Genomic DNA, 14,489 nt, shown 5'->3' on the forward strand with positions numbered 1-14,489 from the left:
TTTTTCTTGCGTTTCCACCCTTCGCGGTTCAACCCTTCGTTGGCTCGGGCCCCGGTGGCCCGGGGCTAGTAGAACTTCCCGCCCCGGGGGCTGCGCCTGGCCGCCGACCAGGCCGCCATGCGTACCCAGGTCAACGACATGTTCGAGACCCTGGCGCGGCGCTCCAAGTCCCTCGTCGACCACCAGCTCTCGCTCATCGAGGCCATGGAGTACGACGAGAAGGACCCGCGCCTGCTCGAAAACCTCTTCCGCCTCGACCATCTCGCCGCCCGTATGCGGCGGAACGGCGACAACCTGCTGATTCTGGCCGGCACCAAGCAGCGCCGGTCCAAGTCCGCCCCCGTCGAGATCGCCGACGTGCTGCGCGCCGCCATCTCCGAGGTGGAGGACTACGAACGCGTGAAGCTGGGCGCCACCCCGCGCGGCTCCCTCACCGAACCGGCCGCCTCCGACCTCGCGCACCTGTTCGCCGAGCTCCTGGACAATGCGCTGCGGGCCTCGCCGCCGGAAACGGATGTGAAGTTCACCTTCGCGCAGGCGCACGACCAGGGTCTGCTCATCGAGGTCGCCGACCGCGGTATCGGCATGCCGCCCGCGGAGATGGCCGAGATCAACCGTCGTCTGGAGACCACCGCCGAGGTGGGCCCGGACACCGCCCGCCACATGGGCCTGTTCGTGGTCGGCCGGCTCGCGGAACGGCACGGCCTGACCGTGCGGCTGCGCCCGACCTTCGATACCGCCCGCGATCCCGGCGTCACCGTGACGGTGCACGTGCCCAAGCCGCTCATTGTCGGCACCGGCGGGCCCATCTCGGTGCCGCCGCAGCCGAACGCCCAGCAGCCGGCGCCGCAGGGCCCGGCCCCGCAGGGTGCGCAGGGCGGCGCGGGCTCCTCCATGCAGATGCGGGCGGTCACCCGCACCGCGACCGGCAATGTCATGGTCACCGTGGATCCCGGTGGGAGCGGGCCGATTCCGGCCGGTTCCGCGCCGGCGGCCCCGGCCGCGCCCGCTCCGGCGGCGGCCAGTGCCGCCACCGGCCTGCCGCAGCGCCAGCCGGGCGCGGCGGCGCCGAGCGTCGGGCTGCCGACGCGGCAGCCGGGCACCAACGGGCCGACCGTGAAGCACACCGTGGCCACCCCGGGCGTCTCCAGACCGGGCGGGCTACCCCAGCGGGAACCGGGCCAGCACGGTCCGGCCGGGCCGGGCGCCCAGCCGGGCGCGAACCTGCCGCAGCGCGCACCGGGCGAGGGTCCGGCGCAGCCGCGCGGCGGACTGGCCGCCAATATGCTCAAGCGCCAGGGCGGGGCCGGCGGCCTGCCGCCGCGGCCGGGTGCTCCCGGTGCGCCGGGTGAGGGCCTCCCGCAGCGGGATTCGGGTCCGACCCAGCGTGGTCCGGTGCCGCCGCAGCGGGATGCGGCCGCCTCGGGCGGGCTGCCGACGCGCCAGCCGGGCGCCAATGGCGCGCCGCCGCGGGAGCCGGGTCTCGGTCAGCCGCAGCGGTCCGCCTCCGGCGGTATGCCACCCGCGCCGGGCGGTCAAGCGCTGGGCGGTGGAGCGGCGCAGCGCGGTGGCGCGGACGGCGGTCTGCCGCAGCGCGAGCCGGGCAAGAACGGCGCGCCGCAGCGCGGTGGCGCGGAGGCCGGGCCCAATGGCGCCGCGGGTCTGCCGCAGCGCGGTGTGAGCGAGTCCGGCAAGCACGGTCTGCCGCAGCGGGAAGCCGGCGCGACCGGTATTCCGCAGCGGGATTCGGGTCCGACCCAGCGTGGTCCGGTGCCGCCGCAGCGGGATGCCGCCGCGTCGGGCGGTCTGCCGCAACGAGATTCGGCCGCGGGCGGTCTGCCGCAGCGTGGTGGCAATGGTCTGCCCCCGCGCGAGGGTGGTCTGCCGTCGCGTGACGGTCTGCCGCAGCGGGAGGCCGGTGCGACCGGTATCCCGCAGCGGGATTCGGCCGGCGGCGGGTTGCCCCGGCGTGCGCCGGGTAGCAATGGCGCACCCCAGCCGGGCGGTCTGCCGCAGCGCGGCGGAACCGATTCGGCCGCGGGCGGTCAAGCGCTGGGAGGTGGAGCGGCGCCGCGGGATCCGGCCGCGGGCGGCTTGCCGCAGCGTGGTGGCAATGGTCTGCCGTCGCGCGACGGTCTGCCGCAGCGTGAGTCGGCCAATGGCCAGACGCAGCGTGGCGTGGCTCCGCAGCGCGAGGGTCTGCCGCAGCGCGAGGGTGGTCTGCCGCAGCGGGATCCGGCCGCCGGTGGCCTGCCGCGCCGGGATCCGGGCGCCGGGCTGCCGCCGCGTCCGGCTCCGCTGCCGGGCATCGGGCTGCCGCCGAGCGAGCCCTCGGGTGATCCGAAGGATCGCGGCCGGCACAGCTTCCGCTCGAACCCGCAGAAGGCGGCCTCGTTCTTCCAGACCCGGCTGCAGCCGGCCGGGGAGTCCGAGTCGTCCATGGGCACGCCGATTTTCGCGGAGATGATGTCGGCGTGGCTGTCGGATCCGAATGCGGACCGGTCCCAGGTGGCCGCCTCCTTCGAATCACCTGGCGATGAGGGCTGGCAGGCTGCGCGGCGTGCCATCGAGTCCACGCCGGAGCGGCGCACCGCGGCGGGTCTGCCGCAGCGTGATCCGGGTAACCGCCTGGTGCCGGGCGGTGTGAACGGAAACGCTGACAAGGCGCCCTCTCGGGACCCAGAATCCATCAGGTCAAGTCTGAGTCGTCACCAGCAGGGCGTCCGGGATGGCCGCGCAATGAAAGCTATGAACCTAACCGGAGATAAAGGAGACCGATGAACCCCGATCTAGGTGGTACGAAGCGACAGCTGGATTGGCTGGTTTCGAACTTCGCCAATGAGGTTCCCGGCGTTGCGCACGCGGTTCTCGTGTCGGCCGACGGCCTGCTGATGGCCGCGAGCGCGCAGCTGCCGGTGGACCGCGCCGAACAGCTGTCCGCGGTGACCGCGGGGCTCGCGAGCCTCTCGGTGGGTGTGTCGAATCTGTTCGAAGGCGGCACCGTGCTGCAGTCGGTGGTCGAGATGGAACACGGCTACCTGCTGCTCATGGCTGTCGGCGACGGGTCCTACCTCGCTGTCCTGACCAATACGTCCTGCGACATCGGCCAGGTGGGATACGAAATGGCATTGTTGGTCGAGCGAGTGGGCCAGACCGTTCAGGCCACACCTCGCGTCACGATGGGTTCCTGATGGCGGGATGGACATAGACAACGAACGCGTTGGGAGCGCCGAGCCCAGTCTCGTACGCCCTTATTCCCTGACCGCCGGCCGCACGCGGCCGAAGGTGGAATTGGCGTTGGAGGCGCTCGTCGCATCGCATCCGGTCGCCCTCGAGCGGCAGTTCGAACTCACCAACATCGAGACGTCAATCGTGGAGTTGTGCAGAGAATCGCCGTCTGTCGCCGAGGTCGCCGCGCGCCTGGGTATCCCCATCGGGGTGGCCCGGGTGCTGGTCGCCGACTTGATCGAAGCCGGCCATGTTCGGGTTTCGGCGACATTGAAAGACGATTCCAGCGACGATGAACGTCGCGAGCTGATCGAAAGGGTTCTCAGTGGACTCCGGCGTATTTGATTCGACGACACAGGTCGATACGCGCACCAGCAAGCCCACGTCGGCCAAGATCGTTGTGGCCGGTGGTTTCGGTGTGGGCAAGACGACCCTGGTAGGTGCCGTCTCGGAGATCGTTCCGCTGCGCACCGAGGCCTTGGTGACCAATGCCAGTGTCGGCGTGGACTCCCTGACCGGTGTTCCGTCGAAGGCCACCACCACGGTGGCCATGGACTTCGGCCGTATCAGCCTGGCCGATGATCTGGTGCTGTACCTGTTCGGTACTCCGGGTCAGTACCGCTTCTGGTTCATGTGGGACGACCTCATCCGCGGCGCCATCGGCGCGGTGGTGCTGGTCGACACCCGCCGGCTGGAGGACAGTTTCGCCGCCGTCGACTACTTCGAGGCGCGAAACCTACCCTTCCTGGTGGCCATCAACGAGTTCGACGATGCGCCGCGCTACCCGGTGGAGGACATCCGGCAGGCCCTGGCCATTCCGGCGGATGTGCCGATCATGTCGGTCGACGCCCGTCGCCGGGAACCGGTGAAGCAGGCGCTGGTCGCGGTCACCGAGTACGCGCTGCGCAAGGTCGTGCAGGGCTACTAGGACGGTTGCCCGGCCCGGCGTTGCCCGCGGCAACGTCGCGGCCGGTTAAGCTCGCGCCGTGAAGATCTCGGCGCGGGAACTACTCGGCCAACTGCTCGATCCCGGTTCCTTCCAGAGCTGGGATCGACCGCCGGTCCCCGTCGACGCGTCGCCGTCGTACGCGCAGGATCTGGCAGCGGCCGCGCTGTCGGCGGGCACCGATGAGTCGGTGCTCACCGGTCAAGGTCTCTTACGCGGGCGCCGGGTCGCCGTCATCGCGTGCGAATTCGCTTTTCTGGCAGGATCTATCGGCGTCGCGGCCGCCGAGCGCATCGTCGCGGCCGTGGAGCGCGCCACCGAGCTCGGCCTGCCCCTCATTGCCTCGCCCACCTCCGGCGGCACCCGAATGCAAGAGGGCACAGTCGCCTTCGTGCAGATGGTGAAGGTCGCCGGCGCCATTGCCGCGCACAAGTCCGCGGGCCATCCCTATCTGGTCTACCTGCGCAACCCCACCATGGGCGGCGTCTTCGCGTCCTGGGGTTCGCTGGGGCACATGACATTCGCCGAACCCGGCGCCCTGATCGGTTTCCTCGGCCCGCGCGTCTACCGGGCCCTCTACGGCCGGGACTTCCCCGAAGGCGTCCAGACCGCCGAAAACCTCTACCGCAACGGCGTTATCGACGGCGTGGTCCCGATTCCGGTCTTCCGCCGCATCGCCCACCGCGCCCTCACCGTGCTGTGTGATGCCCCGCAACCCCTGCCCGACAAGGAAAAGGAAAGGGACCCAAGAGAATTCGACCGGGGCGCCGGAATCTTCGAATCGGGCCACGAACTCTACGGTCCGGCCCTGCGCGAGAGCGACGACCTGCCCGCCTGGCAGTCCGTCCTCATCTCCCGCCGCGCCGACCGTCCCGGCATTCGTGAACTGCTCCGCCACGCCACCGATCGAGTTCCCTTGTCCGGCACCGGACAAGGGGAGGCGGACCGCACCGTGGTGCACGCCCTGGCCCGCCTGCGCGGACAGCCCTGCATCGTCTTCGGCCACGACCGCGCGGGCCAATCCGCGGACCAGACCATGGGCCCGGCGGCGCTGCGGGAAGCCCGCCGCAGCATGCACCTGGCCGCGGAACTGCGCATCCCGCTGGTCCTGGTGATCGACACCATGGGCGCGTCCCTGTCGCGGGAGGCGGAGGAACGCGGCCTGGCCCCCGAAATCGCGCGCTGCCTGGCGGATCTCGTCACCCTGGACACCCCGACGGTGTCCGTCCTGCTGGGTCAGGGCAGCGGCGGCGGCGCGCTGGCCCTGCTCCCGGCCGACCGGGTGCTCGCCGCCGCGAACGGCTGGCTCGCGCCCCTCCCGCCCGAGGGCGCCAGCGCCATCGTCTACCGCGACACCATGCACGCCCCGAGTTTGGCGGCGGCACAACGCATTCGCTCGGTCGACCTGCAAGAGGACGGCATAGTCGACCGCATCGTCCCGGAGTATCCCGATGCCGCCGACGAGCCGGTGGACTTCGCCCTGCGCATGGTCGCCGCGATCGCTCGCGAACTGGCGAGCCTGTCCGCCGCGCCCGCCGGGGATCTCCTCGCCACCCGCCATCGGCGCTATCGCCGCCTCGGACTTCCGGGCAGCTGAGGGGCCCGCCCATATCGCGAACAGTTGCCGAGGGATAACCAACACGTTCCTCGGTCGTTGACCGCGGGGCAAACCGCTTCTACGGTCGAAACGGTGACCTACAGGAGTGAAACGAGCCCCATCCCGTCCATCGTGCTGAACGACGGGCAGGTGATGCCCAAGCTCGGGTTCGGCGTGTTCCAGGTTGCCGCCGACGTGGCGGTGAACACCGTGGCCACGGCGCTGCAGGTCGGTTACCGCAGCCTCGATACCGCCGCGGTCTATCGCAACGAGGCCGAAGTGGGCCGCGCCATCGCCGAATCCGGCCTGCCGCGCGACGAGATCTTCGTCACCACCAAGGTCTGGAACGATCACCAGGGCTACGACGCCACGCTGCGCGCCTTCGACGAGAGCATGAAGCTGCTCGGCCTGGACCAGCTCGACCTGTACCTCATCCACTGGCCGATCGCCCAGGCCAATCTCTACGTGGACACCTTCCGCGCCCTGCAGGCGCTCAAGTCCCAGGGCCGGATCACCTCCATCGGCGTCTCCAACTTCCAGCGCCCCCACCTGGAGCGCGTCATCGCCGAAACCGGTGAGACCCCGGTGGTGAACCAGATCGAGCTGCACCCGTATCTGTCCCAGCCCGAGCTACGCGCCTTCCACGCCGAACACGGCATTGCCACCGAGGCCTGGAGCCCGCTGGGCCAGGGCGCGGAACTCGAGGATCCGGTCATCACCGCCATCGCCACCGAAACCGGCCGCACCCCCGCCCAGGTCATCCTGCGCTGGCACATGCAGCTGGGCAATGTCGCCATCCCCAAGTCGGTCACGCCGTCGCGCATCGCCGAGAACTTCGAGGTGTTCGACTTCGAGCTCACCAATGCTCAGATGGCTCGAATCCACGGCCTGGACAACGGCACTCGCGTCGGCCCGGACCCGGACACCTTCATGGCCGGCGCACCCGCCTGAGGGTCAGGCCAATCCCAGATAGCCGGTGAGCTCCACCGCGGCGGCGCGACCGGCGCGATTGGCGCCGATGGTGCTGGCCGACGGGCCGTAGCCGATCAAATGGATGCGCGGGTCGGCGGCCACCTGGGTGGCCAGGCGGCCGGTCATGGTGATGCCGCCGCCCGGGCCGCGTAGTCGCAGCGGGGCCAGGTGGTCCAGGGCGCTGCGGAAGCCGGTGCACCACAGGATCACGTCGGCGCGCTGGAAAGTGTTGTCGGACCAGCGGATTCCCTCGGGTTCGAGGTGATCGAACATGGGGTGGCGGTCGAGCACGCCGCGGGCGCGGGCGGCGCGAACGCGCTCGTCCTCGACCAGGCCGGTCACCGACACCACCGAACCCGGCGGCAGGCCGCGGCGAACGCGGTCCTCGACGATGGCGACGGCCGCGCGGCCGTTCTCGGGCGCGAATTCGCCTGTCCGGAAGACGGGTTCGCGCCGCGTCACCCAGGTCGTGGTGGTGACCCGCGAGATCTCGTCCAGAAGCTGGATGGCGGTGATGCCACCACCGACCACGATCACGTGCTTGCCTTCGAATTCGGTTGCGGTGCGGTAGTCGTGGGCGTGCAGCTGGCGGCCGGCGAAGGTTTCCGCGCCCCGGTAATAAGGAATGAAGGGCTTGTCCCAGGTGCCGGTGGCATTGACCAGGCCGCGCACGCGCAGGGGACTCTCGGTGCTGGCGGCGGGTTTCAGTTCCGCGTGCAGCAGGCCGTCGACGGCCTCGTTCGGGCAGGTCGCGGGGGTGGAGCGGTCGCAGACGACGGTGACCGATTCGGGGCGGTGCACGCGCAGATCGAATTCCTTCTCGTACAGCGCGAAGTAGTGCGGGACGGCGCTCGCGGCCTGAGCGTTCTCCGATCCGGGCGGCAGGGTTTCCTCGAATGACATGCCGGGTAGATCGTGCACGCGGTTCACGGTGCTCAATGTCAGTGACGGCCAGCGGAACTGCCATGCCCCGCCGGGCGCGGGGGAGTGGTCGACGATGAGGAAATCCCGTTCGGGAGCCAGGCCGAGGCGGCGCAGATGATAGCCGACGGAGAGGCCGGCCTGGCCTGCGCCGATCACGAGGATGTCGACATCGGGTGTTGCGGTCACGAACCCGACGTTATACCCGCTTAGAGTGAAGATGACCTTGGGTACGCAGCACACAGTGGGGAAGGACAGATGCTCGGAGTAAGCCGCGATGGTGAGGTCGTCACCATCGAACTACAGCGGCCTCAGCGCCGGAACGCGCTCAACGAAGAGCTGGTCGGGCTGTTGCGGACCGCCCTCACGGAGGCGGCGGAGTCGGCGCGGGTGATCGTGCTGACCGGTCAGGGGCCGCTGTTCAGTGCGGGCGCGGATCTGGACGGGGTGTACTCGGACAGCTTCCTGGGCGGTCTGCTGGGAATGTTGCGGACCATCGAATCGGTGCCGGTGCCGGTGATCTCCGCCATCAACGGCGGGGCGCTGGGGGCGGGGGTGCAGCTGGCGCTGGCCTCGGATCTGCGGGTGCTGAGCCCGGATGCCTTCATCGGCATTCCGGCCGCGAAACTCGGTATCTCCGTTGATCGTTGGACGGTGCGGCGGTTGTCGTCGCTGATCGGGCCCGGCCCGGCGCGCACGATTCTGCTGGGTGCGGAGCGGGTGTCGGCGCAGGATGCCTACACCTTCGGCTTCGCCAACCGGATCGGCACGCTCGCCGACGCGCAGGCGTGGGCCAAGCAGATCGCCGAGCTGGCGCCGCTGTCGCTGCGGCACATGAAGCTGGTGTTCAACGACGACGGCACTCGCGGCGAGGACACCCCGGAACAGAGCGCGGCGCTGGCGGCGGCCTGGAGCAGCGCGGATGCACAGGAGGCGCGAATGGCCAGGCAGGAGAAGCGGGCCGCGAGGTTCACCGGGCGATGAACGGGAAGCGCATCGCCGCGAATTCGCGGAGACTGGTGGGTATGGCTGCGGGAGCGTTCGGAATCGGCTGGGTAGTGCGGGCGGCGTGGGGGATCCCGTCCGCCATGGGTGCGTCCATCTCGGCCATCGCGCCGACCGCCATGGGCGCGACCACCTATCGCAAGGGCCAGTTCCACAACACCGAGCCCAGCGCCCAGATCACACCCGGTTCCGGCCTGGAACTGCTGTACCAGCTGGTGACCAAGAGCAATGTGGGCCGGCCGCCGGGCCGCATCCCGCTGGAGACCCCGGCGCATCCGGAGCAGGCCGCCGATCTGGCGGTCACCTGGTACGGCCACGCCAGCTGCCTGGTCGAGGTGGACGGCTATCGCGTGCTCACCGATCCGGTGTGGAGCGAGCGGGTGTCGCCGTCGCCGCTGGTGGGCCCGGCCCGCCTGCATCCGGTGCCGTCCGCCCTGGAGACGCTGCCGCCGGTGGACGCCGTCCTCATCTCGCACGACCACTACGACCATCTGGACCGCGAGACCGTGGACGCGCTGGTGCGTCTGCAGGACGCGGTCTTCATCGTGCCGATCGGCATCGGCGCGCATTTGCGGCACTGGCAGGTTCCGGTCGATCGCATTGTCGAATTGGATTGGGGCGCTTCGGTTTCCCTGTCCGAGCTGGAGCGCGCCCGCCCGGACGGCACCGATCTGGCGATCACCTGTTCGGAGGCCAGGCACTTCTCCGGCCGCGGTCTGGTGCGCAACACCACGCTGTGGGCGTCGTGGTCCATCGCCGGCCCGACACGCCGGGTGTATTTCGGCGGCGACACCGGCTACACCAAGGCGTTCGCCGAAGCGGGCGCGCGACTCGGCCCGTTTGATCTGACCCTGCTGCCCATCGGGGCCTACGATCGGCACTGGCCGGACGTGCACATGAATCCCGAGGAAGCGGTGCGCGCACACGCCGACCTGTGTGTCGGCGATCCGGGGCACGGCCTGCTGGTGCCGATCCACTGGGCGACTTTCAACCTGGCCTTCCACGGCTGGTCGGAACCGGTCCGGCGATTGGTGGCGGCGGCGGGTGAGGCGGACACGCGGATCGCCGTGCCGAAGCCCGGACAGCGGATCGACCCGATTGGCCTCCCACCACGGGATACGTGGTGGGAAGATGTTCGCCAGTGACCGAGGACCAGGAGTGAAGGAGTAGGACTGTGAGTCTGATTGACACGCTCAAGGGTTTGGTCGGCAAGGGCAAGGATGTGGCGGCCCAAAACGCCGAGAAGATCGAGCAGGCGGTCGACAAGGCCGGAACGTTCATCGACGAGAAGACGGGGCACAAGTACTCCGACAAGATCGAGAAGGGCAAGGAAGCGGCCAAGAACGCCATTCCGACCGAGAGCGGCGAGGCCGCCCCGGGCGCCGAGCCCGCACCCGCCGAGGCCGCGGCCGAGCCCGCCCCGGAGCCGGCGCCCGAGCCGGCTCCCGAACCCGCGCCCGGCCCCGAAGAGGGGCAGCAGCAGCCTCCGGCCTGATTTCACCGGCCGTCCCGGGCCGTTCGGGTCCGGCGGATACCCTCCGCCGGGTGACCCGAACGGCCCGTTGGGTTTTCGGAATGCTCCGAGGTACCGGCCGTCGCCGGTTCCCGGCACTAGACTGGTTCTATGGGGTCCCGGAGGAATTTCGGGGGAATCGAGGTTGGGCTGACCAACCTCGACAAGGTGCTGTATCCGGCGACCGGGACCACCAAGGGTGCGGTCATCGACTATTTCACCGCCATCGCGCCGGCACTGCTGCCGCATATCGCCGGGCGGCCGGTGACGCGCAAGCGCTGGCCGAACGGGGTCGAGGAGGGCTCGTTCTTCGAGAAGAACCTGGCCGAGCACGCGCCGAAATGGCTGGCGCGGCGCAGTGTTGAACACTCCGACCGGACGGTTGTGTATCCGCTCATCGACTCGGTGGCCGGCATGGCCTGGCTGGGGCAGCAGGCGGCGCTGGAACTGCATGTGCCGCAATGGCGTTTCGACGGGGCCGAAATGGGGCCGATCACGCGGCTGGTCTTCGATCTGGACCCCGGGCCGGGCGCCGGGCTGGCGCAGTGCGCGGAGGTGGCGCTCATCCTGCGCGATGTGGTGCGCGACGTGGGTCTCGACGCCTATCCGGTAACCAGTGGTTCCAAGGGAATTCACATCTATGTGCCCCTGGACCGGCGACTCGGGCCGAACGGCGCGTCGGCGGTGGCCAAGCAGGTGGCGATGAATCTGCAGCAGCTGCGGCCGGAATTGGTGACCGCGAATATGGCCAAGTCGGCCCGGGACCGGAAGGTGTTCCTGGACTGGAGCCAGAACAATCCGGCCAAGACCACCATCGCGCCGTATTCGCTGCGCGGGCGCACCGAGCCGTGGGTGGCCGCGCCCCGCGATTGGGCGGAGATCGAGAAGCCGAAGAAGTTGCGGCACTTGCATTTCGAGGAAGTGCTGCGGCGGTGGGAGCGGGATGGGGATCTGCTCGAAGGTCTCGATGATCCGGTGCCGGACCGGCTGGACAAATACCGTTCCATGCGCGATGCGGAATCCACGCCCGAGCCCGTCCCGATCGGCGCGCCCGAGCCGAGTCTCGGAAATCGCTATGTGGTGCAAGAGCATCGGGCCCGGCGGCTGCACTACGACCTGCGGCTGGAACGCGATGGCGTGCTGGTGTCGTGGGCCGTGCCGAAGGGCCCACCCACCGACACCCATGAGAACCGGCTCGCCGTGCACACCGAGGACCATCCGCTCGAATACCTGGAATTCCACGGCACGATCCCCAAGGGGCAGTACGGCGCCGGGGAGATGACCATCTGGGATACCGGCACCTATGAGACCGAGAAGTGGCGCGACGACGAGGTCATCGTGCGGCTGCACGGTGAGCGGCTGGACGGCCGGTACGCGCTGATCCAGACCAATGGCAATCAGTGGCTCATGCACCTGATGAAGGATCAGCGGCCACCGGAATCGGACGGCAATGGCGCACAGCGTATTTCCGCGCCGAAGAGTGATGCGCCCATGCCGCGCGGACTCACGCCCATGCTGGCCACGCCCGGCGATGTCTCGACCCTCGACGCCGAGCACTGGGCATTCGAAACCAAATGGGACGGCTTCCGGCTGATCGCCGAGATCGAGGACGGCGGGGTGACGCTGCGCAGCCGCAAGGGGCTCGTGGTGACCGGCAAATATCCGGGCGTGGCCCGCCTCGGCGACGAATTGGCCGGGCACCGCGCGGTCCTGGACGGCGAGGCGGTGGTCTTCGACGATCACGGCGCCGCGAATCTCGGCCTGCTGCGCGAGAATTCGGGCCGGGCCATCTTCCTGGCCTTCGATGTGCTGTACCTGGACGGCACCTCGCTGGTGCGCAAACGCTACGACGACCGGCGGCGGGTGCTCGAAGCGCTGGCGGGCCGGGCGTCCTCGCTCATCGTGCCGCCGCGCCTGGACGGTTCCGGCGCCCAGGCCCTGCGCTACAGCCAGGAGCACGGCATGGAGGGCGTGGTCGCCAAGCGCCGCGATTCCATCTATCTGCCCGGCCGGCGCGGCCAGTCCTGGATCAAGACCCGCAATTGGCGCACCCTGTCGGTGGTGGTCGGCGGCTACCGCAAATCCGAACTGCGGCAGTTCGCTTCGCTGCTGGTGGGCGTCCCGCACGAGGGCGAGCTCTACTACCTGGGCCGGGTCGGCACCGGCTTCAGCGAACAGGAGATGAGCGAACTGGCCGCGCAATTACGCCGGCTGGAACGCAAGACCAGCCCGTTCGACAACGACCTCACCGCCGACGAACGCAAGGACGCCGTGTGGGTGAGCCCGAAACTCACCGGCACGGTGCGCTTCATGAACTGGACCGAGGGCGGGCGCCTGTGGCATCCCGCCTGGATTCCCGCCTCGGACTGAGGATTCCGGCTAGCTCGACTTCTCCAGCAGCGGTGTGAGGGTGTCGCTGTCGGTGACCATGGCATGCCCCTGGAAGGCGAATTCGTCCCAGGCGCGCCGCAATCCGGCCTCGTCCTTGCCGCCCACGGCATCGCGCACCACGACCGGGATGAAGCCCAGATCGGTGGAGTGCGCGACGGTGGGCTGAATGCCGATCTCCAGGGCCACGCCGACAATGGCGTACGCGCCGATGCCCAGATCACGCAGCGTGGACGCCAGCGGCGTGCCCTCGAAGGCCGACATGGAGGTCTTGTCGAACACGATCTCACCGGGCTGCGGCTGTAGTTCCGGCACCAGCTGGAAGCCCGGGGTGTCGCGCTGCAGGATGGGCTTGACCTGCTCGACGGAGTCCACGCCCTGCCAGCTCATGGCCATCCGCAGCGCGAAAGCGCCCATGAGCCGTTTGGGCAGGAACATGTGGCGCAGGAAGATGATCGGATAGCCGCCGCGCCGGGCGGCCTCGACCACGCGCACCACCCGCTCGGTGATCCGCGGCCCGTCCGCCAGCTGGCCCAGCACGCCGACCTGCATGTCGTACACGATCAGCGCCATGCGCTCGGGCGCGCACACATCCTCGAGGGTCTCCGGAATCTCCAGTCCGTTACCGCGTCGCATCGCACCCCGCTATCGGTAGCTCTCACAACAGCTTTCGCTGCCCCACAGTACCCCTGCGGCACCGGGAGCGGGTGCGGCCCGGCGGCCCCGCTCAGGCCGCGGCGACGGCCGGGTCGTCCACCTTCGGATCGCGGTCCTCGTGCTCCGGCGCGGGCCCGTGTACCTGCTGGAATCCGGGCAGGAAGCGGTCGACCACGGGAATCAGCACGTGAATGAGCGGTCCGATGCCGAAGGCGTAGACCAGCGTGCCCACGCCGAGGCTGCCGCCCATCAGGAATCCGATGGTCAGCACGGTCACCTCGATACCGGTTCGCACCATCCACACCGGTTTCCCGGTCCGCCGGACCAGTCCAGTCATCAGGCCATCGCGCGGTCCCGGCCCCATGCCCGCGCCGATGTAGAGCACCGTGGCGATCGCGTTCAGCACCACCGCCGCCGCCATGGCCGCGATCTGCCAGCCCAGCCCGTGGACCTGCGGCAGCAGCCACAGTCCGGCATCGACCGACACCCCGATCACCACCACATTGCTGATCGTCCCGAGTCCGGGCCGCTGGCGCAGGGGAATCCAGGCCAGCAACACCGCCGCGCCCACGATGGCGGTGACCGTGCCGAAGCTCAGCGGGGTGTGGTTGACCACGCCCTGGTGGAAGACATCCCACGGATCCAGCCCCAATGCCGCGCGGATCATGACCGCCATCGAGAACCCGTACAACCACAACCCGACATACAGAGCGATCAACCGGCGAAGCAACATTCCGCAATCATCCCGGCAACTGGCATGCCGGAAACAGATCCAGTCACCGATCACTGGCCTGTTCTGCTGGACCGCGATCGGCGACCGGACTCTTGATCTTCCCGAGGGCCTCAGCAGGTGGTCAGGCCGCTGACCGCCAGCGTCATGCCGAGCAGCGTGACCGCCGCACCGGCCACCGGCAGCCCGCTGCGTCGGTCGATTCGGTCGATCTCGCGGCGAATCCGCGCTCGTATCGAGCGCGCGAATCCGGTGATGGCGGCAGGTGCCCGGCGCACCCGGTCGCGCACGACTCGCGTGGGCGGGCTCGCGGCAGAGGAAGGGTCGCCCGGCGCGTTCTTCCGGCGCAGGCGGCGTATGAATCCGAGGGTCGTGAGGATGAGTGTGGCGATCAACATGGTCGAGCCCTAACCGCCTGGTCGGGAGGTCTCTTCGTCATTCCGGCGTGGGTTTGGGGCGGCTATTGCGCCGCCAGCGGTTTACCCCCACCCAAAAAACCACGACCAACGCGCGGGTGCAACCCCGACGGTAA

The 14,489-nt window shown here is 69.4% G+C and carries 14 protein-coding genes; 10 read left to right on the forward strand and 4 right to left on the reverse strand.

Annotated elements, in window-relative coordinates:
* Positions 1–117 precede the first annotated feature (117 nt).
* The 6 genes from ACFVIV_RS01750 to ACFVIV_RS01775 all read left to right on the forward strand — a co-directional run bounded on the left by ACFVIV_RS01750 (position 118) and on the right by ACFVIV_RS01775 (position 6,722).
* Positions 118–2,781, forward strand: coding sequence for an ATP-binding protein (locus ACFVIV_RS01750; protein WP_379192791.1), 2,664 nt, complete (start codon positions 118–120; stop codon positions 2,779–2,781).
* The gene (locus ACFVIV_RS01755; RefSeq protein ID WP_029930951.1) at positions 2,778–3,191 is read left to right on the forward strand and encodes a roadblock/LC7 domain-containing protein; all 414 of its coding nucleotides are present in this window, start codon (positions 2,778–2,780) and stop codon (positions 3,189–3,191) included. Before ACFVIV_RS01750 ends, ACFVIV_RS01755 begins: the two co-directional genes overlap by 4 nt.
* A 7-nt stretch (positions 3,192–3,198) precedes the next feature.
* On the forward strand, positions 3,199–3,573 hold the full coding sequence (locus ACFVIV_RS01760; protein ID WP_067531005.1) for a DUF742 domain-containing protein: 375 nt from the start codon (positions 3,199–3,201) through the stop codon (positions 3,571–3,573).
* Positions 3,554–4,156: an ATP/GTP-binding protein gene (locus ACFVIV_RS01765; protein WP_379192793.1), complete on the forward strand. Its 603-nt coding sequence runs from the start codon at positions 3,554–3,556 to the stop codon at positions 4,154–4,156. The genes ACFVIV_RS01760 and ACFVIV_RS01765 overlap by 20 nt, the downstream gene beginning before the upstream one ends.
* 58 nt (positions 4,157–4,214) lie before the next feature.
* The gene (locus tag ACFVIV_RS01770; RefSeq protein ID WP_379192795.1) at positions 4,215–5,771 is read left to right on the forward strand and encodes a carboxyl transferase domain-containing protein; all 1,557 of its coding nucleotides are present in this window, start codon (positions 4,215–4,217) and stop codon (positions 5,769–5,771) included.
* Between the two features lie 93 nt (positions 5,772–5,864).
* A complete protein-coding gene (locus ACFVIV_RS01775; protein WP_379192797.1) occupies positions 5,865–6,722 on the forward strand; it encodes an aldo/keto reductase in 858 nt (285 codons plus the stop codon).
* 3 nt (positions 6,723–6,725) lie between these two features.
* Here the strand turns inward: ACFVIV_RS01775 and ACFVIV_RS01780 are convergent, their stop codons facing one another.
* Complete coding sequence (locus ACFVIV_RS01780; RefSeq protein WP_379192799.1) at positions 6,726–7,853, reverse strand: FAD-dependent oxidoreductase; 1,128 nt, start codon at positions 7,851–7,853, stop codon at positions 6,726–6,728.
* A gap of 69 nt (positions 7,854–7,922) precedes the next feature.
* Between ACFVIV_RS01780 and ACFVIV_RS01785 the strand changes: the two genes are divergently transcribed.
* The 4 genes from ACFVIV_RS01785 (at position 7,923) to ACFVIV_RS01800 (ending at position 12,552) form a co-directional block, all read left to right on the forward strand.
* Complete coding sequence (locus ACFVIV_RS01785) at positions 7,923–8,648, forward strand: enoyl-CoA hydratase (RefSeq protein WP_379192801.1); 726 nt, start codon at positions 7,923–7,925, stop codon at positions 8,646–8,648.
* A gap of 41 nt (positions 8,649–8,689) precedes the next feature.
* Entirely contained in the window at positions 8,690–9,814 is a 1,125-nt protein-coding gene (locus ACFVIV_RS01790; RefSeq protein WP_379192803.1) for an MBL fold metallo-hydrolase, read from the forward strand.
* Between the two features lie 29 nt (positions 9,815–9,843).
* Complete coding sequence (locus ACFVIV_RS01795) at positions 9,844–10,164, forward strand: antitoxin (RefSeq protein WP_379192805.1); 321 nt, start codon at positions 9,844–9,846, stop codon at positions 10,162–10,164.
* A gap of 129 nt (positions 10,165–10,293) precedes the next feature.
* A complete protein-coding gene (locus ACFVIV_RS01800) occupies positions 10,294–12,552 on the forward strand; it encodes an ATP-dependent DNA ligase (protein ID WP_379192807.1) in 2,259 nt (752 codons plus the stop codon).
* 9 nt (positions 12,553–12,561) lie between these two features.
* Here the strand turns inward: ACFVIV_RS01800 and ACFVIV_RS01805 are convergent, their stop codons facing one another.
* The 3 genes from ACFVIV_RS01805 to ACFVIV_RS01815 all read right to left on the reverse strand — a co-directional run bounded on the left by ACFVIV_RS01805 (position 12,562) and on the right by ACFVIV_RS01815 (position 14,355).
* Positions 12,562–13,206, reverse strand: coding sequence for a cysteine hydrolase family protein (locus ACFVIV_RS01805; RefSeq protein ID WP_379192809.1), 645 nt, complete (start codon positions 13,204–13,206; stop codon positions 12,562–12,564).
* Positions 13,207–13,297: 91 nt separating this feature from the next.
* Positions 13,298–13,960, reverse strand: a complete 663-nt coding sequence (locus tag ACFVIV_RS01810; RefSeq protein ID WP_379192811.1) for a YitT family protein — start codon at positions 13,958–13,960, stop codon at positions 13,298–13,300.
* A gap of 110 nt (positions 13,961–14,070) precedes the next feature.
* Positions 14,071–14,355, reverse strand: a complete 285-nt coding sequence (locus ACFVIV_RS01815) for a hypothetical protein (RefSeq protein WP_379192812.1) — start codon at positions 14,353–14,355, stop codon at positions 14,071–14,073.
* Between the last annotated feature and the right edge of the window lie 134 nt (positions 14,356–14,489).

The organism is Nocardia sp. NPDC127526, from assembly GCF_042672265.1.
Lineage (GTDB): Bacteria > Actinomycetota > Actinomycetes > Mycobacteriales > Mycobacteriaceae > Nocardia.